We start from the raw sequence: 22,051 nt of genomic DNA, 5'->3' as shown, positions 1-22,051 counted from the left end.
GTGGTCAAACGCTGGCCTGGGCCGCCCAGGCTTGCAGAACACCCTGGTAGGGCTTGATGAAATGCTCCTCGGCAAACCGGCCTTGTTGGATGGCCAGCTGGCTGCGCTCTTCGCGGTCGTAGACGATCTGCGTCAGCGAGTAATCCTCGTGCTTCAGGCTCGGCTGGTAACGCGCGCCGGCGGCGGCATTGGCGTTGTAGATCTCCGGGCGGTAGATCTTCTGGAAGGTCTCCATCGTGCTGATGGTGGCAATCAGCTCCAGGCTGCTGTAGTCGCCCAGCAGGTCGCCATCAAAGTAAAAGGCCAGCGGCGCAACGCTGTTGGCGGGCATGAAAAAGCGCACCTGCATCCCCATCTTGGCAAAGTACTGGTCGGTCGACGACAGCTCGTTTTGCTGGTACTCGATGCCCAGCACCGGGTGCTGGTTGCCGCTGCGCTGGTAGACCTTGCTGGTCGATGCGCTGATGCAGATCACCGGCGGCTTGCTGAAGTTGTCGCGGTAGGTGCTGGAGCCCGCAAAAGCCTTGAACAGCTTGCCATGCAGCTCACCAAAATGCGCCGGGGTGCTGAAGCCGGCCCGGTCCAGGTTGTGCGCCGGCAGCAGCACGCTGAAGTCGTAGTCGCGCACATAGGACGAGAAGTTGTTGCCCACAATGCCGGCCGTGCGCTGGCCCGTCTGCTTGTCCAGGATATGGGTCTGCAGCATCTCGATCAGCGGAAAGGTTTCCTGGCTGCGCTGCGCGCCCAGCTGCATTTCCACCGTGACGATGTCCAGCTCCACCGCATAGCGGTCAGCGCTGGGGTTGTCCCAATGGGCCAGCTCGTTGAAGCGGTTGTCGATCATCCGCAAGGTGTTGCGCAGGTTCTGCTGCCGGCTCTGGCCCCGGGCCAGATTGGCAAAGTTGGTGGTGATACGCGTGCTGTCGGAGGGCTGGTAGTGTTCGTCAAAGCGCAGGCGCTGGATGGTGAAGCTGATGTCGCTGCTCATGGGGGTCCGATCATTGAATGCAGGGGACCTGAGCTGCCTTGGGCATAGCACGCTGCTCAGGTCGATGGGCCGGATGTTAGAGCGGGTTATTCATGAAGTAAAATGGTTTTATCTCATAAATCCATGAATGTGGTTCATTTGAATGTTGGAACGTATCCACCTCAGCATCGTCCAGCAGGTCGAAAAGCAAGGCTCGCTCACCGCCGCTGCCAGCGTGCTCCATCTCAGCCAATCGGCGCTGAGCCACAGCATGAAAAAGCTGGAGCACCAGCTGGGCACGGAGGTATGGCTGCGCGAAGGCCGCAGCCTGAGGCTGACGCAGGCCGGCCAGTACCTGCTGGCGGTGGCCAACCGCGTGCTGCCGCAGCTGGACCTGGCCGAAGAGCGCCTGGGCCAGTTTGCCCAGGGCGAGCGCGGCGCGCTGCGCATTGGCATGGAATGCCACCCCTGCTACCAGTGGCTGCTCAAGGTCGTCTCGCCCTACCTGGCTGCCTGGCCCGATGTCGAGGTGGATGTGAAGCAAAAATTCCAGTTCGGCGGCATTGGCGCGTTGTTTGGCTATGAGATCGACCTGCTGGTCACGCCCGATCCGCTGTTCAAACCCGGGCTGCAGTTTGAGCCGGTGTTTGACTACGAGCAGGTGCTGGTCGTGCCCCGGGGCCATGCGCTGGCATCTGCCGCCTATGTGAAGCCCCAGCAGCTCGCGCAAGAGGTGCTGATCAGCTACCCGGTCGATATCGAGCGGCTCGACATCTACAACCAGTTCCTGCTGCCCGCCGGCATCACGCCCCGGCGCCACAAGGCCATCGAGACCACCGACATCATGGTGCAGATGGTCGCCAGCGGCCGGGGCGTGGCGGCGCTGCCGCGCTGGCTGGTGGAGGAGTACGCTGCCAAGATGGACGTGGTGCCCGTGCGGCTGGGCCCGCGCGGCATTGCCAAGCAGATCTTTCTGGGGGCGCGCGAATCGGATACGGCCATCGACTATGTGCGCGCCTTTATCGCGCTGGCGAGCCAGCCTGGTGCTGCCACACCGGCCGCCACACTCGCCACGACACCTCTCCTGGCTTAGTCCTGGCCTGCCGTTCGCGCAAAACGCACGCTGATGCGCAGGCCCGGGCCAAAGGGTGGCGTATAGCGCTGCTGGGCATCGGCCAGTTGCAGGTGGGCGCCCGTTGCGCGTGTCACCTCCTGCACAATCGCCAGCCCCAGGCCGGTGCCAGGCGTGTCGTTGGTCAGGCGGTAAAAACGCTCCAGCACCCGATCGCGGCTTTGCGCGGGTATGCCCGGGCCATTGTCTTGCACCCACAGCAGCAGGCTGTCGGCGCTGGCCTCCAGGCCCAAGGTCACCTGGCCTTGCGGCGGCGTGTAGCGGATCGCGTTGTCCACCAGGTTGGCAATCAGCTCGGGCAGCAGACGGCTGCTGGTGTACAGCGAAAACGCATGTGCATCGGCTGAGGGCTTGGCAGCATCTGCTGCTGCAGCAGCAGGCGCTTCGCTTTCGTCCCAGCCCAGGTCGATCTGCTTGAGGTCGGCCGCTGGCGCCAAGGCTTCCAGGCACTGCAGGCACAGTGCGCGCAGGTCCAGCCACTGCGGCGCTTGGGCGGCATGCGCGGCGCTGCCGGCCTCGGCCTGCGCCAGGGTCAGCAGCTGGTTGGCCACATTGAGCAACTGCTGGTTGCTGCGCTGCAGCCGCTGCAGCACAGCCAGGCGCTGCGCGACCGAGAGGGCGGCCAACTCGGCAGGGGTCTGGCCCAGCGCCTGCTCCAAGGTATGGGCCTGGATGGCCAGCGGCGTGCGCAGCTGGTGCGCCGCATCCGAGATGAACTGGCGCTGGCGCGCCACCTGGGCGCGGATGGTGCGGGCAAACTGGTTGACGGTATCGGTCAGCGGCCGCAGCTCCTGGTGGATCTGGCGCGAGTCGAGGTGAAAATCCAGATCCCGGGCCGGGCGCTCGGCCAGCTGGCGCGCCATGCGCAGCAGCGCGCGCAGCTCCAGGGTCAAGGCGGTGGCGCTCACCAGCACGGCCACGGCCAGTGCCAAGAGCAGGTATTCCATCGTCGGCCACCACAAGGTCTGCACCATGTTGTCGCGGCTGTGCGTGGTTTTGCCAACCAGGATGGTGATCTCGCGCGCGCCCGCCACGTCGTACATAGCCCGGCGCGTGATGACGGCGCGGATCGGCTGGCCTTGCCAGACGGCGTCATACCACTGGGCGTTGTCGCTGCCGCTCAGCTGCAGCTTTGGCGGCTGCGGAAAATTCTGCTGGCCCGCCAGCAACTGGCCTTGCGCATCCATCACGCTCAGGTAGACATGGTCGCGCGCCGGTGACATGAACAGGCTGAGCGCCGACGGCGGCACGCTGGCGCGCACATCGCCGTCTTCCCAGATCAGGCGGTCAGCCAGGATCTTGGCCGAGGACAGCAGGTCATGGTCCTGCACATAGTCGGCCGCGTCCTCGGCGTGCTCATGGGCAAACCAGCCGCACAGGCCCACCAGCACCGCCAGCGGCAGCAGCAGCCACAGGGCCAGGCGTGCGCGCAGGCTGTGCAGCATTCAGTCCCCGCCGGCCAGTTTTTGCTTGAGCAGGTAGCCCACGCCGCGCAAGGTCATGATGGTGGTGTCGCTGGCCTGCAGCTTCTTGCGCAGGCGGTGCACATACAGGTCCACCGCATCGGCGCTGGCCTCTTCGTCCATGCCGTAGATCACATCCATCAGCCGCTGCTTGGGCAGGGCGCTGCCGTTTTGCAGCATCAGCGCTTCGAGCACACTGCGCTCGCGCGGGGGCAGGGCCAGCTCTTCGCCCGCCACGCTGAACAGGCGCGTGCGCAAGTCCAGCTGCAGGTTGCCGCAGCGCACCTGGTTTTCGCGCCCGGGCATCTGGCGCCGCGCAATGGCCTGCATGCGGGCCAGCAACTCGCGCACCTCCACCGGTTTGACCAGGTAGTCATCGGCGCCAATTTCCAGGCACAGCACCTTCTGGTCGAGCGAATCGCTGGCCGTCAGCACAATCACCGGCAGGCTGTCCCCCCGCTCACGCAGGCGGCGCAGCAAGGCCTTGCCGCTCAGTTGGGGCAGGTTCAGGTCCAGCAGCAGCAAGTCGTAGTGCGATTGGCTCAGCAGCTGGTCAGCCGCATCGCCACGGTCCACATGGTCCACCACAAAAGCATGCTGGCGCAGCAGCTCGGCCAGGGACTGGGCCAGTTCCAGGTTGTCTTCGACCAGAAGGATCTTCATCGGAGGAGGTGGGACGCCGGGCGCCCGCAAATAGATCAGGGATAACCACTAAAAATGCTGCAGTGCAGCGAAAGCGCACTGAAAGGGTGCAGTTTCTAGACTCTGTTCCTATCCGGTGCATTATGCGGTCGCCCAGCTCGGGGAGCCACCACTGCAGATGCCAGGACCACAACTTCAAGGAGACACTGCATGACCAAGTTCCACACTACCCGCCGCCATGCCCTGGCAGCCATCGCCGCTGCTGCTGTCTGCTGCATGGCCAGCACGGCTGCCCAGGCGGCAGACGACACCGTCACCATCATGGTGGGCGGCATCAACAAGATCATCTACCTGCCCGCCAAGCTGGCCGAGTCGCTGGGCTACTTCAAGGAAGAGGGCCTGAAGGTCGAGCTGCAATCGCAGCCTGCCGGCGTGGATGCAGAAAACCAGCTGATCGCCGGTGCCGTGCAAGGCGTGGTGGGTTTCTACGACCACACCATCGACCTGCAGGCCAAGGGCAAGGAGATCCAGGCCATTGCGGTGTTCTGCAAGGTGCCCGGTGAGGTCGAGCTGGTGTCCACCAAGGCAGCGGCAGGCGGCTTCAAATCAATGGCCGATGCCAAGGGCAAGACCCTGGGCGTCACCGGCCTGGGCTCTTCCACCGAGTTCCTCACCCGCTACCTGGTCGACAAGGAAGGCGTGGCCAGCAAGGACTACTCGCTGCTGCCCGTGGGCGCTGGCAACTCCTTTATCGCCGGCATGAAGCAGGACCGCATCCAGGCGGGCATGACCACCGAGCCGACCGTGTCGCAAATGCTCAAGACCGGCGACGCCAAGGTGCTGGTGGATATGCGCAGCGAAGAGGGCACCCAGGCCGCACTGGGCGGCCTCTACCCTGCCGCCAGCCTGTATGTGCGCAACGAATGGGCCGCCAGCCACAAGGACCAGGCGGCCAAGCTGGCGCGCGCCTTTGGCAAGACCATGCAGTACATCAGCAGCCATAGCGCCGAAGAGATTGCCGACAAGATGCCCAAGGACTACTACGGCAATGACAAGGAGCTGTATGTGGCGGCGCTGAAGGCCTCGCTGCCGATGTACACCAAGGACGGCAAGATGCCCGAAGGCGGCCCAGAGACCGTGCTCAAGGTTTTGTCGGCCTACAAGCCCAATGTGAAGAGCGCGCACATTGACCTGGCCAAGACCTATTCCAACGCCTACTTGAGCGCCAAGTAAAAGCAGCGCAACCCGGCCAGCAGCGCGGCCAGGCCGTGCTGCCCGCAATTCACACCCACAGGGAAGACCACCATGTCCTATGCCACCCAGGCGGTTGCCGGCCAGGCGCCGTCCAGTTCTCTGCAGCCCAAAAATGCTGCAACCTCTGCACCCCCAGCCGATGCGGCCATTGAATTCGACAAGGTGTCGCTGCGCTTTATTGCGCCAGATGGCACAGCGACCCTCGCGCTGCGCAATTTTTCGATGTCGGTGGCCAGGGGCGAATTCATCGCCATCGTCGGCCCCACCGGCAGCGGCAAATCCACCACCTTGAACCTGATCACCAGCCTGCTGCAGCCGACAGTGGGTGAGGTGCGCGTGATGGGCAAGAAGGTAGAGCAGATCGATCCGCGCATCGGCTTTGTGTTCCAGGCCGATGCCGTCTTCCCCTGGAAATCGGTGCGCGACAACGTGGCCGCCGGCCCCATCTTTCGCGGCACGCCGCGTGCGCAGGCGCTCAAGCTCGCCGATGAGTGGATCCACCGCGTGGGCCTGGCCAACTTTGGCAACCACTACCCGCACCAGCTCTCGGGCGGCATGCGCAAGCGCGTGGCGCTGGCGCAGACCTTTATCAACCAGCCAGAAATCCTGCTGATGGACGAGCCCTTCTCGGCGTTGGACATGCAGACCCGCACCCTGATGCAGGACGAGCTGCTGCGCCTGTGGTCGGCGTCCGGCGGCTCGGTGGTGTTTGTGACCCATGATTTGGAGGAAGCCATTGCGCTGGCCGACCGCGTGTTTGTGCTGACAGCCCGCCCTGCCACCTTGAAGCGCGTCTACGAGATCGACCTGCCGCGCCCCCGCGTGATGAGCGAGGTGCGCTACGACCCGCAGTTCATCGACCTGTCCATGCGCATCTGGGATGACCTGCGCGAAGAAGTCCATATCCAGTAAACCAAGGCAAGGAACACACCATGTCTGAACTCACCCTGAACCCCAACGCCGCGCGCAGTTCGGTACCCGCATCGGCCGCAGCAGACCACACCCCCGCTGCCGTAAGCGATGCTGCGCTCGCGCAGGAATCAGTCGCCGCGCAGGCGGCCATCAAGCGCCGCAAGGCCGTCATCATCGGCCTGCGCCTCTTGGTGCTGGTGCTGGTCCTCGGCGGCTGGGAAGTCTCGGCCCGTATGCAGTGGATCGACCCCTTCTTCTACTCGATGCCTTCGATGATCTGGAACCAGATTGTCGAATGGATGCGCGATGGCACATCGCAAGGCCCGCTGTGGCAGCAGGTGCTGGTCACCTTGGAAGAAACGGTCATCGGCTTTCTGATCGGCTCGATTGCCGGTGTGATCTGCGGCATTGTGCTGGGCCGCAACAAGCTGCTGTCCGATGTGTTCTCCCTCTACATCCAGATCGCCAACTCCATCCCCCGCGTGGTGCTGGGCTCGGTGTTCGTGATTGCGCTGGGCCTGGGCATGGCGTCCAAGGTGGCGCTGGCCGTCGTGATGGTCTTCTTTGTGGTGTTTGCCAATGCCTTCCAGGGCGTGCGTGAAGCCGACAAGTACATGATCGCCAATGCGCAGATTCTGGGTGCATCGCCGCGCCAGGTCACCCTGTCGGTGGTGATTCCATCGGCTATGTCCTGGATTCTGGCCAGCCTGCATGTGAGCTTTGGCTTTGCGCTGGTCGGCGCCGTGGTGGGCGAGTTCCTTGGCGCCAAGGAAGGCATCGGCCTGCTGATCTCCACCGCGCAGGGCGCGTTCAACGCCAGTGGCGTGTTCGCCGCAATGATCGTGCTGGCGGTGGTGGCCCTGGGCGCCGACTTCTTGCTGACCCGCCTGGAAAAACGCCTGCTCAAATGGCGCCCTGCTGCCTTCTGATGCCCTGACCTTTGATCCATACGCAAGCGAGCCCCGTGCCCGCTTGCCTGTCTCCTCGCCGGTGGACCAAGCGCTCTCTCGCTTACCGGCCTTCAGCCAGCTCCGCCAACCGAGCTGGCATTTTTTTGTCTGGGCGTGGATTCGTCAGCTTGCCTCAAACCTGCGCCATCCCCCCATCGACAAACAGCTCGGTGCCGGCGATGAACTTGGCCTGTGGCGAAGACAGGAACAGCACCGCATCCGCGATTTCATCGACTTCGCCGACGCGGCCGATCGGCACCTGGCTGGCCATATAGTCCAGCAGGCCTTGTTGCTGCGCGGCATCGTTGCCAGCCAGCTCGACCAGGCCAGGGGTGCGGATGGGGCCGGGGCTGACGACATTGACGCGGATGCCGCGCTCCTTCAGATCCAAGGTCCAGCTGCGGGCGAGATTGCGCACGGCGGCCTTGGAGGCGCTGTAGATGCTGAAGGCGGCGGTGCCGGTGGAGCCGACGACCGAGCCGGTCAGCACGACGGAGGCGCCATCGCGCAGCAGCGGCAAAGCCTTTTGCACGGTAAACACGAGGCCCTTCACATTCGTGCCAAAGGTGGCATCAAAGTGCTCCTCGGTGATGGCGCCCAGGGGCAGCATCGAGCCACCGCCGGCATTGGCGTAGAGCACATCGATTTGCGCATGGCTTTGCTGCACGGCGTCGTAGAGGCGGTCAATGTCGGCCAGTTGGGACATGTCGGCCCGCACACCGGTGGCGCGGGGGCCAATCGCCTGGACGGCCTTGTCCAGCTCTTGCTGGCGGCGGCCGGTGACAAACACATAGGCGCCTTCGCTGGCAAATTTCTTGGCGGTGGCCAGGCCAATACCGCTGGTGCCACCGGTGACTACGACGACCTTGTTGTCAAACTTGCGTTCCATTTTTCCTACTCCTTGAGGTGTGCGCCGAACCGTTCGTCGCAGTGATGTAATGATGCAGGTGGAACAAAGTTTTCGGTAGACGGGTAAAGTGGATATCATTGTTCCAATATTGAGACAAAGCGGGGATAAGGCCCATGCGAGATATCAACGACTACGCGCTGTTTGCCGAGGTGGTGCTGCACAGCGGCTTTGCCGCAGCAGGCCGCGCGCTGGGCATGCCCAAGTCCACCTTGAGCCGGCGCATTGCGGCGTTGGAGTCGCGCTTGGGTGTGCGGCTGATCGAGCGCTCCACCCGGCGCTTTCGGGTGACCGAGGTGGGCCAGGCGTTTTACGAGCGCTGCCGCACCATCGTGCTCGATGTGCAGCAGGCCGATGCCGTCGTGTCCGATGCGCTGGGCGAACCCCATGGTGTCGTGCGCTGCAGCTGCCCCTTGGGGCTGATGGAAATCCTCTCGCCCACCCTGACCGATTTTTTGCAGACCTACCCCAAGGCACAGCTGCAGATGGTGGCCGCCGATCGGCCCGTCAACCTGATCGACGAGCGCATCGATGTGGCCATCCGCGTGCGCACCAGCTTGACGACCGACGCCGCCCTGGTGATGCGCACGCTGGGCCATTCAAACCGCATTCTGGTGGCTGCGCCCAGCCTCGCCAAGCAGTGCCAAAAAGGCGATCTGCAGCTGCTGGGCGAGCTACCCACCTTGGCCAGCACCGAGCAGACCGGCACCATCAGCTGGGAGTTCTGGGATGGCGATGGCCAGCCCAGCGTCATCAGCCACACGCCCCGCATGACCTGCGCCGATTTTGGCGCGTTGCGCTCAGCGGCCTTGGCTGGCCTGGGCATTGCGCTGTTGCCCGAGCACTTTTGCAGCAAGGAGCTCGAGCGCGGCAGCCTCGTCCATGTGTTTCCGCAATGGCGCACGGAGACAGGCATTGTGCATATCGTGTTCACCACCAGGCGGGGCTTGCCACCGGTGGTGCGGGCGTTTATCGAGCACCTGGCGGGGCGCTTCAAAGGCGAGCTGGCCGATAGCGCGACGGCCAACTAGCGGCGCTGCTGCAGCCCAGCCTTTCAGCGCTTTTCTGCAGAAGGCGCAAACTCCCCCAGCCGCGCGCGCAGCTGCTCAGCCAAATGCTCAACCAGGGTCGACACCCGCACCGTGCCATGGTGCTTGCTCGGGTAGACCAGGGACAGCGGGCGAGGCGCGGGGGCGTGGCCTGGCAAGATGCGGACCAGCTCGCCGCGCGCAATCGCATCCATCACCTGGTAGTGCAGAAAGCGGCCAAAGCCCTGGCCGGCAATGCAGCCGGCGATATTGCCGCCAACGGTATTGCAGCGCATGCGGCCCTTTACCTTGACGCGCTCGGGCCGGCCCTGGCTGACAAACTCCCAGAGGTTGGCGTCGCCCACACCGCCAAACTCGATGCAGGGCAGCGCAGCCAGGTCTTGCGGCTGCTGGGGCATGCCGCAGGCGGCAACCAACGCAGGGCTGGCGGCAATCACCTGGTGGATGTCCACAACATGGCGCGCCACCAGGCTGGAATCGGGCAGCGGCGCAATGCGCACGGCCAGGTCCAGACCTTCTTCCACCAGGTTGACCACGCGGTCGAGCAGCAAGAGCTGCACCTCCACCTGCGGGTAGCGCTGCAGGTAGCTGGCCACCAGCGGGGCCACATGCAGCTCGCCAAATTTGACGGAGGCCGTCAGGCTGATGCTGCCCGAGGGCTCGGCCTGCGCCCGGCTCATGGCCTGCTCCGACTCGGCGACTGCGGCGCGGATGGCCAGCGCATGCACCCGGTAGGCGCGGCCTTCGTCGGTGATGGCCAGGCGCCGCGTGTTGCGGTTGAACAGGCGCACGCCCAGGTGCTTCTCCAGCGCAGCCAGCGTGCGCACCACGCTGGGCAGGGACAGCTCCAGCGCCTCGGCAGCGCGGGTCAGGCTGCCCTGCTCGGCAATTGCCAAAAAGACATCAATGGCGTGGAGGCGGTCCATGGTGGGGGTAATTGCTGCAAAAAGTGGAAGAATCAAATCAATTCTCTGGCATTTATCAAGTTTGAGTAAATAGATAAATTTGCTTCCGAGACGGCAACTCCAGTTTTGTCACTACGCCGTCCTCGAAAGGACTATTTATGAAAACCGTCATCGTTGTTTTTTCCGATCCCCAATCCGGCACGCAAGAAGCGCTGGGCCGTGTCGTGAACGCGCTGTTCCTGGCCTATGAGCTCAAGGAAAAGAACCGGGACTTTGACCTGGTGTTCCAAGGCACGGGCGTGCGCTGGCCTGCCGAACTGGTCAAGCCAGAACACCCCGGCCATGCACTGTATGAAGCGGTGCTGGACCACATCGTTGCCTGCGGCGGTTGCGCCGACGTGTTTGGTGCGGGCGCAGGCCTGGCACCCACCGGCATTGCGCTGGTGCGCGACAAGACCATCCCTGGCACCACCGGCGTGCTGGATCTGTCGCGCCACCTGGACGCGGGCCACACCTTGGTGACCTTTTAAGCCGCCTGGCTGACAGCTTTTGCGACCCTGCCGCCACCAAGGAGCCGTTATGGATGACCACATCTTTCACACTGGCGAACGCCTGGTGCAGCAGCGCACGGGCGAGCGCGGCACTGCGCTCATCAACAGCCGCAATATCAGCCCCGGCATTCCGGCGGCAGCGCGCAACTTTGTCGGCCAGCAGCGCTGGTGCGTGCTGGGCGCAGCCGATGCGGCAGGCGCCATGTGGGCTTGCATGCTGAGTGGCGAGCCCGGCTTTGTGCAGGCCAGCGATGACCTGCGCAGCCTGCAGGTGGCCAGCAGCGACCCGCAGAGCGTGCTGGCCCGCATGGCCCCCATCGCCGATCTGCAGCCCGCGCAATCCATCGCCGTGCTGCTGATCGAGCTGCAGACCCGCAGGCGCCTGCGCATCAATGGCCATGTCAGCCAGGTAACAGCGCAGGCATCGGCGCAGGCACTGGCGGTGGCGGTGGGCCAGGCCTTTCCGGTCTGCCCCCGCTATATCCAAAAGCGCGAGCTGCTGCCACTGGAGGCAGAAGCGGCAGCCGAGCACCGCACCAGTACCGCTGTCACCTCGGGCACGCTGCTGGACGAGGCCACCTCGGCCTGGATCGCGGGCGCCGACACCTTGTTCATCGCCAGCCTGGGCCCCAGCGGCGAGGCCGATGTATCGCACCGGGGAGGCCGGCCCGGCTTTGTGCAACAACAGGGCCGGGTGCTGCGCATCCCCGATTTCAACGGCAACAGCATGTTCAACACCTTGGGCAATCTGGAGCTGGAGTCGCGCTGCGGCCTGGTCTTTCCAGATTTTGAAGGCGCGCGCCAGTTGCAGCTGACCGGCCATGCGCGCGCCCATTTTGGGGTCGATGCCGACATCGACCAGACAGGAGGAACCGGGCGCTGGATCGAGTTCCAGGTGGACAGCTGGCGCAGCACGCCGCTGAACCTGCCCCAGCGCTGGCGCCTGCTGGAAGCCTCGCCCTACAACCCTTGAGAATGCCCATGGAACCCCTGACAAGCCTGGACCTGGTGGTTGCTGACAAGCAAGCCATCGCCACCGACATCGTGCGTCTGGTGCTGCGCCACGCCGCAGGCCAGATGCTGCCCGGTGCAGAACCCGGCGCGCATATCGCCCTGGATATGGACGGCCGCGTGCGGCGCTACTCCTTGCTGCACACCGGCCCGGCACTGGACCACTACAGCATCGCCGTGCTGCGCACCGCGCAGAGCCAGGGCGGATCGCAGTTCATCCACGACCAGCTGGCCGTAGGGGACCCGGTGCGTGTGCTGGAGCTGGCCCATGAATTCGCGCTGCAGCCCGATGCACCGTACACGCTTTTGATCGGCGGCGGCATCGGCATCACGCCGTTGCTCAGCATGGCCGAGCATCTGCAGCAAGCAGGGCAGCGCTTTGCCTTGCACCAGATCGTGCACGACGCCACCCGGCAGTATCCGCTGGCACCCGGCCTGCCTGGCCAGACCCATATCGGCCGCAGCAGCCTGGACCTGCCCGGCTTGCTGGCCGCGCAAGTGCCCGGCAGCCAGGTCTATGTCTGCGGTCCTGCCGGTTTGGTGGGCGCCGTGCGCGCCGCTGCAGCGCAACTGGGCTGGGCGCCCGAGCGCATCCACAGCGAGAGCTTTGGTGCGGCTGCCGATGCCAGCGACGGTCCATTGCGGGTCACGCTGGTGCAGTCGGGCCAGCGCATCGATGTGGCGCCCGGCCAATCGCTGCTCGATGCCTTGCTGGCCTCAGGTGCCTGGACGGGCTATGAGTGCCGGCGCGGTGTCTGCGGCGCTTGTTTGACCGAGGTGGTCAGTGGCACCCCCATCCACCGCGACAGCATTGCGCCTGCCTTGCGCGGCCATGCGATGTGTACCTGTGTCTCCTGGGCAGAGGGGCCGGAGTTGGCGTTGAATCTTTGAGAGACCGCCGTGCAAAGTAGCAGTTGGCCGTGTCTGCCGCAGCGGGCGCTTAGCAGTTCAGATCATTGAAGCGGTTGCGCGCCTTGTACAGATCGACCTCGGCCTGGGCCAGGTCACTCGCCGCTGCTGCTTGCACCGCTTGCTTGAGCGCTGGCAGGCGGTTGTCCAGCCGTGCGCATTCAAGCTTGTCGGCGGGGCTGAGCTTGAAACGGTGCTGGTACACCCGGTACTCATCGGCGTTCATCCCTGACAGGGGCTGGATGGCTTCTGCAAAGGCAGCGTTGCGTTCGGCACGCTGCACGTCATTGCCTTTGCGGCTCTTGCCCGTCATCTTGTCCATGCCCTGGGTAGGCGTGGTGTCGATTTCCGTAGCGCCCACACAAGGCGCATCCGAGTAGCTCACGCGCCCAGCCGTTTCGCAGCGGTACACGGACTTTTGCGCAAAGGCAGGCGCGGCGCAGCAGACCAGGGCCAGCAGTATCAGCGAGCGCTGCAGGTTGCGACCGCCTGCATTGCGAGAGGTGGACAACAAGCGCATGGAAAAACCTTCATGCAGCCATTACGCCGCCGCAAGCGTGCCACGGCAACCCGGGAAGGTCGAGCAGCCCCAGAAGGACTTGCCGGCATGGGCGCCCTGGCGTGCGGTGCGCAGCTCCATCGCGGCGCTGCAGCGCGGGCAGCTGGGTTGGGCAGGGGCAGGGCTGGCTGCAACGGGGGCGGCAGCCGAGGCCGTCGCAACGTTGGTGCGCGCGGTTGATGCAGCCGAGGTGCCGCTGGCTTGCGTAGCCTTGGGGCCATTCACCAGCGATTGCCGCGCCCGCTGCACCATCGCCAACAGCTGGGGGCCATCGACCAAGGTGATATTGCGACCCCGTGCAAAGGCCTGGGCGTCGTTGCTGAAGCGGCCGGAGGTGACCACAAAGCCGCCCGTCGCGCCCCTGGCGGCCATCACGCCATAGAGTTCACGCACAGTGGCAACGCCCACACGCTGGGCCTTCCACTGCTTGCACTGCACGAGGAATTTTTCGCCGCCCTTGAGCAGCACCAGGTCCACGCCGCCATCGGGCCCGTTGCCGCCCAGCTCGATGATGCGAAAGCCCTGCAGCCGGTAGGCCTCGCCCACCAGAAGTTCAAACTCGCGCCAGCTGATGTCGCCCAGCACAGCCACATCCTGCGCCTGCACCACGCCTTTGACGAGGGCCTGGCGCTGCTTTCGGCGCCAGGCCGACATGGCAGCGGCCACCAAGCACATCAAGGGCAGCAGGTATTGGCCGATGGACGCCAGCCCAAAGATGAGCCCCTTCTGGACCACGGCTGCCATCATGTCGGCGGGGCGGCCTGCCAGGTCAGCCGTTGGCGGCACGACCGCCAGCCGGTGCAGGAACACATAGCTCGCTCCCGCCAGTGCCACACAGATCCACCAGGGGAGCAGCGCCAAGAGGTCCAGCATGTCTTCCAATCCACTGCTTTTCTTGCGTCTTGCCATGGTCTCCCCCTGTCCTGGTTTGCTGATGGATGCCTGTCTTTGTGCGGCTGGCTGATGGCGGCGCAGTGCTGCTGGAAGCGCCACGCACAGACCGTTTGCTGCTTTGTATTACAAAATCTATCTGCGTGATCTTACGCTTTGCTGACGGGCGTATTGGGGGCATCACCAGAGCGACAGGGGCGTTGCTGGGGTGTGCATGGCTGGCCACCACAGCCGCAGGTTCTGCAGCCACCGCTGCTTGTCTTGCGGCCACCGCTGCTTGTTTTGCAGCCCGCTGCAGCCGGATTTTGCCACCGCGAAAATTTTCCCCACTATTTTTCGCTTCAGGTGATCACTTTTTGGATCTCGTTCGGTGTACAGGGCAATGGCGCTATGCAGTGCCGCTCTTTTCTTTCCAGATCACCAGGACGACGAACCATGACTCTCTCTTCCCATCGCCGCAGCCGGCACCGCGAGCGCTTTGCCCTGGCTTTGCTGCATGGCGCCATCCGTGCCACCTTGGTTGGCGGCAGTGCCGCAGGCCTGGCGCTGGCAGCACCTTGGGCCCTGGCGGCAGAGCCGGCCGCCGGCGCCAAAAGCTATGCGATTGCAGCGGGCCCGCTGTCGGATGTGCTGGCGCAGTACGCGGCAACGGCAGGAGTGCAGCTGGTGTTTGAGCAGTCCACCTTGGCGGGGCTGCGCAGCGGTGGCTTGCAAGGCAGCTATGGCGAGGCGGAGGGCTTTGCCCAGCTGCTGCGCGGCAGCGGCTTTGAGGTGGTCAAGCAAGGGGGCGCCACCTATGTGCTGCGCAAGCTGCCGGCGGCCAACCCTGCGGCAGCGGGCAGTGCGGCTGGGGCATCGGACATGACCTTGAACACGGTCACCGTGACGGCCGCGGTCCAGCGCAGTGGCACCACCGAGGGCAGTGGCAGCTATGCGGCGGCGCATTCGAGCACCAGCTCCAAGCTGAACCTGAGCCAGCGCGAAACACCGCAGACCTTGACGGTCATCACCCGCCAGCAGATGGACGACGCCGGCATGACCTCGGTCGATGATGCGCTGCGCGCAGTGAGTGGCGTGTTTGCGGTCGATGGCGGCAGCATTGGCGCCAACTACTACAGCCGGGGCTTTAGCATGCAGGCCCAGGTCGATGGCATGGCCACGCCTTCGGGCATCGACAGCGGCAACCGCTCGCCCAAGTTCGACAGCGCCTTTGTCGACCGGGTCGAGGTGCTGCAAGGCGCGGCCGGCCTGATGGCCGGTGCTGGCAGCCCGGGCGGCACGGTCAACATGGTGCTCAAGCGCCCGACCGACACTTTCCAGGCCCAGGGCGAGGTGCAGCTGGGCTCCTGGAAAGAGCGGCGCCTGGTGGGCGATGTGTCGGGCCCGCTGATCGACTCGGGCGTGATCCGGGGCCGCCTGGTGGCCGTGGCCGATAACAGCGAGTCGTTTACCGACTATGTCTACCGCGACCGCTATGCGGGCTACGGCATTGTCGAGGCCGACCTGGGCCCCACGACCACCTTGAGCGCCAGCGTGCAGCTGCAAAAGGACACGAGCCGGGGCCATTTTGGCGTGCCGCTGGCGGCCGATGGCAGCGATGCCGGGCTGCCCCGCTCGTCCTTCTGGGGCGATGCCGACCACCGCTCGGTGCGCGACTACAACATCTACACCGTGGGCCTGGCCCAGCAGCTGGCCGGCGCCTGGAGCCTGAAGGCCAACTACGCCTGGCAAAAGACCAACAACGATATCGAGAACTTCAGCAGTCTCTCGGGCAACCTGAACCCTGTGACCGGCGATGGCCTCTTCATCGGCAGCCGCCAGCGCAACTACACCTCGGTGATGCACGCCAATGTGGTCGATGTCTATGCGACGGGGCCGTTTGATTTTCTGGGCCGCCGCCATGAGCTGACCTTGGGCGTCAACGGCACCAGCTACCGTGATGAGAATGCCGGCACCGGCTACTCGTCCACCACCCCAATCAATGTCTACACCTTTGATCCCGAAGGCCTGGGCCCCATCCCCGATGGCCTGCGCGCATCGACCAGCAAGACCAAGACCAGCAATATGGGTGTCTATGGCGTCGCGCGCTGGAGCCTGACCGACGCGCTCAAGCTGATCACCGGCACCCGCATCAGCAACTACGAGCGCAAGAACAGCTTGACCGGTGTTGTGGCGCCCAAGGAGAAGGGCGTGGTCACGCCCTATGCGGGGCTGGTGTATGACATCAACGCCCAGTACTCGGCCTATGCCAGCTACTCGGACATCTTCAACCCCCAGACCAACCGCAGCCAGGATGGCAATGTGCTCGACCCGGTGGTGGGCGCCAACTACGAAGTGGGTATCAAGGGCGAGCTGCTGAACAAGCGCCTCAATGTCTCGGCCGCCGTGTTCCGCCTGGCGCAGTCCAACCTGGCGGTGCTCGATTCCTCCGTGCCCAACAACCCCAGCAATGTCTGCGGCGGCGCCTGCTACACGGCAGCGGGCAAGGTCGTCAGCCAGGGCTTTGACCTGGGCGTAAACGGCCAGGTGAGCCGCGAGCTGAACCTGGCTGCGGGCTACACCTATACCAGTGCCGAGTATGTGGCCGGCCCGCAAAAGGACCAGCGCTTCCGCACCGAGCAGCCGCGCCACAGCATGCGCCTGGCCGCCAACTACCAGCTGCCGGGCACGCAGTGGTCGCTGGGTGGCAATGTGGCTGCCACCAACAAGGCCTATAAAAACGGCGGCTCGGGTGCCAATGCCTGGACCATCGAGCAGGGCGCGCTGGTGCTGGTGGGCCTGAACGCCAAATACCGTATTACCCCCAAGACCCAGCTGAACATGGTCGTCAGCAACCTGACCGACCGCAGCTACCGCCACCTGTATGGCCGCGAGTACGCGCCGTTTGGCGAGCCGCGCAAGTTCAGTGCTAACCTGCGCCATGATTTCTAAGCCACCCATGCGCTTGTCCACCCTCTACCCAAGCGCCTGCGCGGCGCTGCTGGCCGGCTTGCTGGCCACGGCACCGCAGGCGGGGGCCCAAACCGCCCCGCAGGGCGCTGCAGACGATGCACCTGCTACGGCCACGCCCAGCACCGCAGCCACCCCCGCCAGCCCCTATGTGATGCCGGCCACCCAGGTCTGGGACATGGCATCGGACGGTGGCGAGATCTACCGCATCTTTGTCTCCGCACCCGACAAGGGCGAGCCCCCCAAGGGCGGATACCCGGTGCTCTATGTGCTCGATGGCAATGCCTACTTTGGCTCCTTCGCGCAGGCGCGCTGGGTGCAGGACTACCTGCCCGTGGGCAAGGCGATCATTGTGGGCGTCGGCTACCCGGGTGACAAGCCCTGGGATGTGCGCCGCATGGCCGACTACACGGCCCAGCTGCGCGAGCCGCAGTCGCCCGAGGTGCGGGCCTTTGCCAAGTACAAGAGCGGTGCGCGCGCGCCGTTTCTGGATTTTCTGACCGGCAAGCTGCGCGGCGAGATCGCCCAGCGCTACCCCGTCAACCTGGAGCGCCAGTCGCTGTTTGGCCATTCCTTTGGCGGGCTGTTTGCGCTTTACGCGCTGTACGAGCGCCCCCAGGCCTTTGAGGCGATTGTGGCCGCCAGCCCCTCGATGGAGTGGAACGGCCAGCATATTCTGGAGGAGGAGCGCGTGTTCCGCGACAAGGTGCAGGCCGGCAAGGTGGGCGCCACCAGCCGCCTGATGGTAGTCGTGGGCGACCGCGACGCCGATGGCGATCCGGAATCGGCCCGCATGCTGGCCGAGCGGCTGGAAGCGCTCTCCGGCTGGGGCCTGCGCGTGCGGCTGCAGCGCTACCCGAATGAGGTGCATGCCAGCGTGCCGGCGCAGGCGGCCAATGACACGCTGCGCTTTGCGTTTACGCTGCGCTAGGTACGCTCTGCCAAAGCTGTGCCTAATGGGATGGGCGCGGATCGGGATGAGACGCAAGGCGTCTTTTGCAGTCCATAGCAAGCTATGGACAAGAAAGACAACACAGCGGATCGCCCGAGACCGCGTTCAGACCCCTTGGTGAATTGGCATGCCTGGCGTGGCCATGCTGGTCGTCAAAATGCGGCCATAGGTCGAATCGGTGACAAACAGCTGCTTTCGCTCTGCGCCCCCAAAGGCCAGGTTGGTGGTGGAGCTGCCCTTGATGCCGCACAGCACCTGCACCGGCTCGGCCAGGTGGTTCAGCACCCAGACATAGCCCAAGCCCGGGTTGGCCACCAGCACATGGCCCTGGGCATCGACAGCCAGGCCATCGGGGCCGCTGGGCCCGTACGAGGTGAAGAACTGGCTCACCTTGGCGACGCTGCCATCGGGCAGCAGGGGCACGCGCCAGACGCAGTTGCCACGCGTCACTGCCAAATACAGCACGCGGCCATCGGGTGACAGCGCCACGCCATTGGGGCTGGGCACATTGCTGAGCAGCAGATCAAGCTGGCCATGGGGCCGCAGGCGGTAGAGGCGCCCGCTCGGGTCATGCAGGCCGCTTTGGCCCTGGTCGGTAAAGTACAGGTTGCCTTCCGCATCAAAAATCAGGTCGTTCACGCCCTTGAAGCTCTCGCTGTTGCGGCGCTCCAGGTAAGGGCTTACCGCGCCGCTGGCCGTATCCAGCTGCATCAGGCCGTTCTTGTAGTCGGTGACCAAGAGCTTGCCGGGGGCCAGAAACTTCAGGCCATTGGGCTCGCCGTCGTACTCTGCGACCAGGCTCCACTGGCCCTGCGCATCAATGCGGAAAATGCGGCCCCAGGGGATATCGCTGACATAGAGGTTACCGGCCTCGTCAAACACCGGGCCTTCCAAAAACGAATCTGTTATCGCGCCGCCCCGGTTGGCATCAGCCCAGGCGCTGCGCTCACGGCGGCGAAAGGACTCGGGCATGGCGCTGAAGGTGTCCAGGGTGCGGACTTCAGGGGATTGCAGCAAAAACATGGGGCGGCCTTTTTGGCATCAAAAACGGTAGGGGTGTGCAGGATCTTGCCAGGGTTTAGCAAGACCGAAAGCCATAAAGCTGGGCGGGGTTGTCCACCAGAATGCGGTCCATCACCGCATCGCTCACCGACCAGGCCTGCAGCAGATGGACCAGGTCGGTATCGTTGACGGTGCCCGGCCGCTCGGTGGTGTGCGGCCAGTCAGAGCCCCACACCAGACGCTCGGGCGCGGCCTGCACAAGCGCGCGGCCCAGCGGCACGGTATCGGCATAGCTGGGGCCATGCACCTGGGAGCGCATATAGGCGCCCGAGAGCTTGACCCAGCAATGGCCGCCATCAAGCAGACGGCGCAGCACGCCATAGGCCTTGGCCGATGCGCCTTCGGCCGGGTCCATGCGGCCCAGATGGTCGATCACCAAGGGCACCGGCAACTGCTGCAGCACTGGCTGCAGTGCGATGATCTGCGCGGGCTCGGCAAACACCTGGATATGCCAGCCAGCGCAGTCCGGGTGGCGTGCCAGCTTCTGCGCCAGGGTCTGCAGCATCTCGGGCGTGGTCGTGCCCCAGGACTGGGGCGAGACAAAGTTCACCCGCAGCCCGCACACGCGCCGCGCCGCCAGGCGCGCCAGCTCGGCATCGCTCACCGCCGCATCCACCACCGCCACGCCGCGTGCGCTGTTGCCCAGTTGGTCAAGCGCATCCAGGGTGCAGGCATTGTCGGTGCCATAGGTCGATGGCGTAACCACCACCGTGCGTGAGGTGCCCAGGCGCTGCTGCAGCTGCCGGTAGGCCGCCACCGGCGCATGGGGTGGCGTACGCGGCCAGTGTGCCGACGGCGCAAAGCGCTTGTCGAAGACATGCATATGGCTGTCGCAGGCCAGCGCAGGCAAGGTGCGCGTGGGTCGGTCCAGGCCAACCGAATGCGGGACAGGGGTCGTGAGATCAGGCAAGGTCATCTCGGTGGGGGCGTTTTATGGTGCGGGGCTGGCCGCTGCAGCAGCGGCGGCCAGCGGGAAGGAATCAGTCCAGTTTGATATTGCCTTTTTTCACCACCTCGCCCCATTTGGCATCTTCCTTTTTCAGAAAGGCGCTGAACTCTGCCGGTGTCGAGCCCACGGCCTGCGCGCCCAGGTCCGACAGGCGTTGCTGCACTTCAGGCTCCTTGAGCACCTCAGCAATCGCCTGGTACAGTTGCTGGGAGATAGCATCTGGCGTACCCGCGGGCAACAGCACGCCATTCCATTCATAGGCTTCGTAGCCGGGGATGACGGTCTCGGCCACCGTGGGCACCTCCGGCAGGCGCGCCGAGCGCTGGGGCGAAGACACGGCCAGCGCACGCAGTTTGCCGCCGCTCACCAGCGGGTAGGAAGCAGCCACGGTGGCGAACATGAAGTCCACCTGCCCGCCCATCACATCGGCAATCGCCGGGCCACCGCTCTTGTAGGGCACATGCACCATGTCCAGGCCCAGCTTCTGGCGGAACAGCTCGGCCGCCAGGCGCTGCACGGTGCCGCTGCCGCCCGATGCAAAGTTGATCTTGCCCGGTTCGGCCTTGGCCTTGGCGATCAGGTCGTTCACATTCTTCAGCGGCGACTCTGCCTTGACCACCAGCGCATTGGGGGCCAGCAGCACCAGCGACAGCGGTTGCAGCGCATTGGCTGCATAGGGCATCTTGGCAAACAGATGCGGGTTGATCGAGTAGGGTGTCGCGTCGTAGAGCATGGTGTAGCCATCGGCCTTGGCCTTGGCCACAAAGCTTGCGCCAATGGTGCCGCTGGCGCCAGCCTTGTTCTCCACGATCACGCTGGTGCCCAGCTTGGCGCCCATGCGCGTGGCCAGCACACGGGCCACCGCATCGGCCGCGCCGCCCGGGGCGTAGGGCACGACGATGGTGATGGGGCGCTCGGGGAAGGCGGCATGCGCGATGCTGGCGGCCAGCGCGCAAGCGGCGATCAGGGGTTGGATAAAGCGGGGCATGGTGTCTCCTGAAGATAGGTATAGGTATGGGGTTGGATGCAGTGGCCGGATCAATCGGCTTTGAGATCCAGCTCGCGCGCAATCTGGGTATAGGTCATCACCTCGCGCGCCACCTGGCTGCCAAAGGCCGGGCCGCAGGTCGAGTCGGCGTCCAGCCCCAGGCTGTGCAGCTTGTCCACGGTAGCGGCGTTGCCGGCAAAGTCGCGGGCGGCTTTCTCCAGCTGCTGCGCAATTGCGGCGGGCAGGCCGGCGGGCGCCATCACGCCATACCAGGCATCGGCCGAGTACTTGCCGCCACCAGCCTCGGCAAAGGTGGGCACCTCGGGCAGCAGCGACGAGCGCTTGGGCGAGGCGACAGCCAGGGCTGTGAGCTTGCCGCTCTTGATCTGCGGCAGCACCGAGCCCAAGGTGGCGAACGAGCTGTCGAGCTGACCGCCCATCAGATCAGTGACCACCGGGGCCGCGCCTTTGTAGGGCACATGGTTCAGCTGCAGGCCATTGGCGCGCGCAAACATCTCGGTCGCAAAGTGGCCGGAGCTGCCCATGCCGGCGGTGCCGGCCGTTGTGCGCCCGGGCTCCTTGCGGGCACGCGCCATGTAATCGGCCAGGCTCTTGACCGGCAGGCCCGGCTGCACCACCAGTACCGTGGGGCTGGTCGCGACCGTGCACAGCGGCTGGAAGGACTTGAGCGCATCAAACTTGACCCGGCCGCTGTAGAGGCCCGGAATCATCGTGTGGTTGGTGGCGGCAAACAGCAAGGTATAGCCATCGGCCGGTGCACTGGCCACCGCTTGCGCAGCCAGGATGGTGTTGGCGCCGGGCTTGTTGTCGACCACAAAAGGCTGGCCCAGGGTGCGGCCTGCGTAGTCGGCAAAGGCGCGTGCCACCACATCGGTGGGGCCGCCTGCGGCAAAGCCCACAATCAACCGCACCGGTTTGGCGGGGTAGGCGGGAGCCTGTGCAAAGCTGGCGCTGGCCGCCAGCGCTGCTGCTGCCACCAGCGTTTGCACGGCCAGTGCTGGCAGATTTTTCTTCTTGAACATGTGCTT

General features: G+C 64.9%; 21 protein-coding genes. 10 read left to right on the top strand and 11 right to left on the bottom strand.

From position 1 onward, the window contains the following. Window positions 1-4 precede the first annotated feature (4 nt). On the bottom strand, window positions 5-988 hold the full coding sequence (locus N4T19_RS07605) for a DUF1852 domain-containing protein (protein ID WP_116924311.1): 984 nt from the start codon (window positions 986-988) through the stop codon (window positions 5-7). A gap of 142 nt (window positions 989-1,130) precedes the next feature. On the opposite strand from N4T19_RS07605, the gene N4T19_RS07600 reads away from it, so the two are divergent. Next, window positions 1,131-2,060, top strand: a complete 930-nt coding sequence (locus N4T19_RS07600; RefSeq protein ID WP_260719793.1) for a LysR family transcriptional regulator — start codon at window positions 1,131-1,133, stop codon at window positions 2,058-2,060. Here the strand turns inward: N4T19_RS07600 and N4T19_RS07595 are convergent. After that, window positions 2,057-3,544 carry a sensor histidine kinase gene (locus N4T19_RS07595; protein ID WP_260719792.1) on the bottom strand — a complete coding sequence of 496 codons (1,488 nt, stop codon included), beginning with the start codon at window positions 3,542-3,544 and terminating at the stop codon, window positions 2,057-2,059. The two genes, N4T19_RS07600 and N4T19_RS07595, sit on opposite strands and share 4 nt — an antisense overlap. Next, window positions 3,545-4,225, bottom strand: coding sequence for a response regulator transcription factor (locus tag N4T19_RS07590; RefSeq protein ID WP_021026369.1), 681 nt, complete (start codon window positions 4,223-4,225; stop codon window positions 3,545-3,547). It abuts the gene before it with no gap. A 255-nt stretch (window positions 4,226-4,480) separates the two neighbouring features. Between N4T19_RS07590 and N4T19_RS07585 the strand changes: the two genes are divergently transcribed. From N4T19_RS07585 to N4T19_RS07575, 3 genes are all read left to right on the top strand, one after another. Next, window positions 4,481-5,437: an ABC transporter substrate-binding protein gene (locus N4T19_RS07585; protein ID WP_182345754.1), complete on the top strand. Its 957-nt coding sequence runs from the start codon at window positions 4,481-4,483 to the stop codon at window positions 5,435-5,437. Window positions 5,438-5,509: 72 nt separating this feature from the next. Then, a complete protein-coding gene (locus N4T19_RS07580) occupies window positions 5,510-6,370 on the top strand; it encodes an ABC transporter ATP-binding protein (protein ID WP_260719790.1) in 861 nt (286 codons plus the stop codon). A 20-nt stretch (window positions 6,371-6,390) separates the two neighbouring features. Further along, window positions 6,391-7,299, top strand: coding sequence for an ABC transporter permease (locus N4T19_RS07575; RefSeq protein WP_116924306.1), 909 nt, complete (start codon window positions 6,391-6,393; stop codon window positions 7,297-7,299). Window positions 7,300-7,453: 154 nt separating this feature from the next. Here the strand turns inward: N4T19_RS07575 and N4T19_RS07570 are convergent, their stop codons facing one another. Continuing rightward, window positions 7,454-8,209 carry an SDR family oxidoreductase gene (locus N4T19_RS07570; protein ID WP_021026374.1) on the bottom strand — a complete coding sequence of 252 codons (756 nt, stop codon included), beginning with the start codon at window positions 8,207-8,209 and terminating at the stop codon, window positions 7,454-7,456. Window positions 8,210-8,343: 134 nt separating this feature from the next. On the opposite strand from N4T19_RS07570, the gene N4T19_RS07565 reads away from it, so the two are divergent. Then, entirely contained in the window at window positions 8,344-9,258 is a 915-nt protein-coding gene (locus N4T19_RS07565) for a LysR family transcriptional regulator (protein ID WP_260719789.1), read from the top strand. Window positions 9,259-9,281: 23 nt separating this feature from the next. On the opposite strand, the gene N4T19_RS07560 is transcribed toward N4T19_RS07565, so the two are convergent. Beyond that, a complete protein-coding gene (locus N4T19_RS07560; RefSeq protein WP_182342386.1) occupies window positions 9,282-10,202 on the bottom strand; it encodes a LysR family transcriptional regulator in 921 nt (306 codons plus the stop codon). A 137-nt stretch (window positions 10,203-10,339) separates the two neighbouring features. Between N4T19_RS07560 and N4T19_RS07555 the strand changes: the two genes are divergently transcribed. The 3 genes from N4T19_RS07555 to N4T19_RS07545 are packed head-to-tail and all read left to right on the top strand — an operon-like array spanning window position 10,340 to window position 12,634. After that, window positions 10,340-10,711, top strand: a complete 372-nt coding sequence (locus N4T19_RS07555) for a DsrE family protein (RefSeq protein ID WP_021026377.1) — start codon at window positions 10,340-10,342, stop codon at window positions 10,709-10,711. Window positions 10,712-10,760: 49 nt separating this feature from the next. Then, window positions 10,761-11,705, top strand: a complete 945-nt coding sequence (locus N4T19_RS07550; protein ID WP_260719788.1) for a pyridoxamine 5'-phosphate oxidase family protein — start codon at window positions 10,761-10,763, stop codon at window positions 11,703-11,705. Between the two features lie 8 nt (window positions 11,706-11,713). Then, a complete protein-coding gene (locus N4T19_RS07545; protein ID WP_182342380.1) occupies window positions 11,714-12,634 on the top strand; it encodes a PDR/VanB family oxidoreductase in 921 nt (306 codons plus the stop codon). Between the two features lie 49 nt (window positions 12,635-12,683). On the opposite strand, the gene N4T19_RS07540 is transcribed toward N4T19_RS07545, so the two are convergent. Both N4T19_RS07540 and N4T19_RS07535 read right to left on the bottom strand, forming a co-directional pair. After that, window positions 12,684-13,172 carry a DUF4124 domain-containing protein gene (locus N4T19_RS07540; protein ID WP_182342377.1) on the bottom strand — a complete coding sequence of 163 codons (489 nt, stop codon included), beginning with the start codon at window positions 13,170-13,172 and terminating at the stop codon, window positions 12,684-12,686. Between the two features lie 21 nt (window positions 13,173-13,193). Continuing rightward, window positions 13,194-14,120: a restriction endonuclease gene (locus tag N4T19_RS07535; RefSeq protein WP_260719787.1), complete on the bottom strand. Its 927-nt coding sequence runs from the start codon at window positions 14,118-14,120 to the stop codon at window positions 13,194-13,196. A 417-nt stretch (window positions 14,121-14,537) separates the two neighbouring features. Between N4T19_RS07535 and N4T19_RS07530 the strand changes: the two genes are divergently transcribed. Both N4T19_RS07530 and N4T19_RS07525 read left to right on the top strand, forming a co-directional pair. Further along, window positions 14,538-17,033: a TonB-dependent siderophore receptor gene (locus N4T19_RS07530; protein WP_260719786.1), complete on the top strand. Its 2,496-nt coding sequence runs from the start codon at window positions 14,538-14,540 to the stop codon at window positions 17,031-17,033. 7 nt (window positions 17,034-17,040) lie between these two features. Beyond that, window positions 17,041-17,982 carry an alpha/beta hydrolase gene (locus tag N4T19_RS07525; protein WP_165841099.1) on the top strand — a complete coding sequence of 314 codons (942 nt, stop codon included), beginning with the start codon at window positions 17,041-17,043 and terminating at the stop codon, window positions 17,980-17,982. 126 nt (window positions 17,983-18,108) lie between these two features. Here N4T19_RS07525 and N4T19_RS07520 read toward each other — a convergent pair whose 3' ends face one another. The 4 genes from N4T19_RS07520 to N4T19_RS07505 all read right to left on the bottom strand — a co-directional run bounded on the left by N4T19_RS07520 (window position 18,109) and on the right by N4T19_RS07505 (window position 22,045). Then, on the bottom strand, window positions 18,109-19,026 hold the full coding sequence (locus N4T19_RS07520; protein WP_116924295.1) for an SMP-30/gluconolactonase/LRE family protein: 918 nt from the start codon (window positions 19,024-19,026) through the stop codon (window positions 18,109-18,111). Between the two features lie 55 nt (window positions 19,027-19,081). Then, a complete protein-coding gene (locus N4T19_RS07515; RefSeq protein WP_182342366.1) occupies window positions 19,082-19,981 on the bottom strand; it encodes an amidohydrolase family protein in 900 nt (299 codons plus the stop codon). A gap of 64 nt (window positions 19,982-20,045) precedes the next feature. Further along, entirely contained in the window at window positions 20,046-21,002 is a 957-nt protein-coding gene (locus tag N4T19_RS07510) for a tripartite tricarboxylate transporter substrate binding protein (RefSeq protein ID WP_260719785.1), read from the bottom strand. A 50-nt stretch (window positions 21,003-21,052) separates the two neighbouring features. After that, window positions 21,053-22,045: a tripartite tricarboxylate transporter substrate binding protein gene (locus N4T19_RS07505; protein ID WP_116924292.1), complete on the bottom strand. Its 993-nt coding sequence runs from the start codon at window positions 22,043-22,045 to the stop codon at window positions 21,053-21,055. Window positions 22,046-22,051 lie beyond the last annotated feature (6 nt).

Origin of the sequence: Comamonas squillarum (assembly GCF_025309455.1) — a bacterium.
GTDB lineage: Bacteria > Pseudomonadota > Gammaproteobacteria > Burkholderiales > Burkholderiaceae_C > Comamonas > Comamonas squillarum.
The sequence above is the reverse complement of the archived record's forward strand: the minus strand, read 5'-3'. Positions and strand labels throughout refer to the sequence as shown.

Coding starts and splice junctions, on each gene's coding strand:
- N4T19_RS07585 (WP_182345754.1), top strand. CDS start 4,481: ATGGCCAGCACGGCTGCCCAGGCGGCAGACGACACCGTCACCATCATG.
- N4T19_RS07515 (WP_182342366.1), bottom strand. CDS start 19,981: ATGACCTTGCCTGATCTCACGACCCCTGTCCCGCATTCGGTTGGCCTG.
- N4T19_RS07575 (WP_116924306.1), top strand. CDS start 6,391: ATGTCTGAACTCACCCTGAACCCCAACGCCGCGCGCAGTTCGGTACCC.
- N4T19_RS07530 (WP_260719786.1), top strand. CDS start 14,538: ATGACTCTCTCTTCCCATCGCCGCAGCCGGCACCGCGAGCGCTTTGCC.
- N4T19_RS07505 (WP_116924292.1), bottom strand. CDS start 22,045: ATGTTCAAGAAGAAAAATCTGCCAGCACTGGCCGTGCAAACGCTGGTG.
- N4T19_RS07510 (WP_260719785.1), bottom strand. CDS start 21,002: ATGCCCCGCTTTATCCAACCCCTGATCGCCGCTTGCGCGCTGGCCGCC.
- N4T19_RS07550 (WP_260719788.1), top strand. CDS start 10,761: ATGGATGACCACATCTTTCACACTGGCGAACGCCTGGTGCAGCAGCGC.
- N4T19_RS07595 (WP_260719792.1), bottom strand. CDS start 3,544: ATGCTGCACAGCCTGCGCGCACGCCTGGCCCTGTGGCTGCTGCTGCCG.
- N4T19_RS07535 (WP_260719787.1), bottom strand. CDS start 14,120: ATGGCAAGACGCAAGAAAAGCAGTGGATTGGAAGACATGCTGGACCTC.
- N4T19_RS07580 (WP_260719790.1), top strand. CDS start 5,510: ATGTCCTATGCCACCCAGGCGGTTGCCGGCCAGGCGCCGTCCAGTTCT.
- N4T19_RS07520 (WP_116924295.1), bottom strand. CDS start 19,026: ATGTTTTTGCTGCAATCCCCTGAAGTCCGCACCCTGGACACCTTCAGC.
- N4T19_RS07590 (WP_021026369.1), bottom strand. CDS start 4,225: ATGAAGATCCTTCTGGTCGAAGACAACCTGGAACTGGCCCAGTCCCTG.
- N4T19_RS07570 (WP_021026374.1), bottom strand. CDS start 8,209: ATGGAACGCAAGTTTGACAACAAGGTCGTCGTAGTCACCGGTGGCACC.
- N4T19_RS07525 (WP_165841099.1), top strand. CDS start 17,041: ATGCGCTTGTCCACCCTCTACCCAAGCGCCTGCGCGGCGCTGCTGGCC.
- N4T19_RS07555 (WP_021026377.1), top strand. CDS start 10,340: ATGAAAACCGTCATCGTTGTTTTTTCCGATCCCCAATCCGGCACGCAA.
- N4T19_RS07605 (WP_116924311.1), bottom strand. CDS start 988: ATGAGCAGCGACATCAGCTTCACCATCCAGCGCCTGCGCTTTGACGAA.
- N4T19_RS07545 (WP_182342380.1), top strand. CDS start 11,714: ATGGAACCCCTGACAAGCCTGGACCTGGTGGTTGCTGACAAGCAAGCC.
- N4T19_RS07560 (WP_182342386.1), bottom strand. CDS start 10,202: ATGGACCGCCTCCACGCCATTGATGTCTTTTTGGCAATTGCCGAGCAG.
- N4T19_RS07565 (WP_260719789.1), top strand. CDS start 8,344: ATGCGAGATATCAACGACTACGCGCTGTTTGCCGAGGTGGTGCTGCAC.
- N4T19_RS07600 (WP_260719793.1), top strand. CDS start 1,131: ATGTTGGAACGTATCCACCTCAGCATCGTCCAGCAGGTCGAAAAGCAA.
- N4T19_RS07540 (WP_182342377.1), bottom strand. CDS start 13,172: ATGCGCTTGTTGTCCACCTCTCGCAATGCAGGCGGTCGCAACCTGCAG.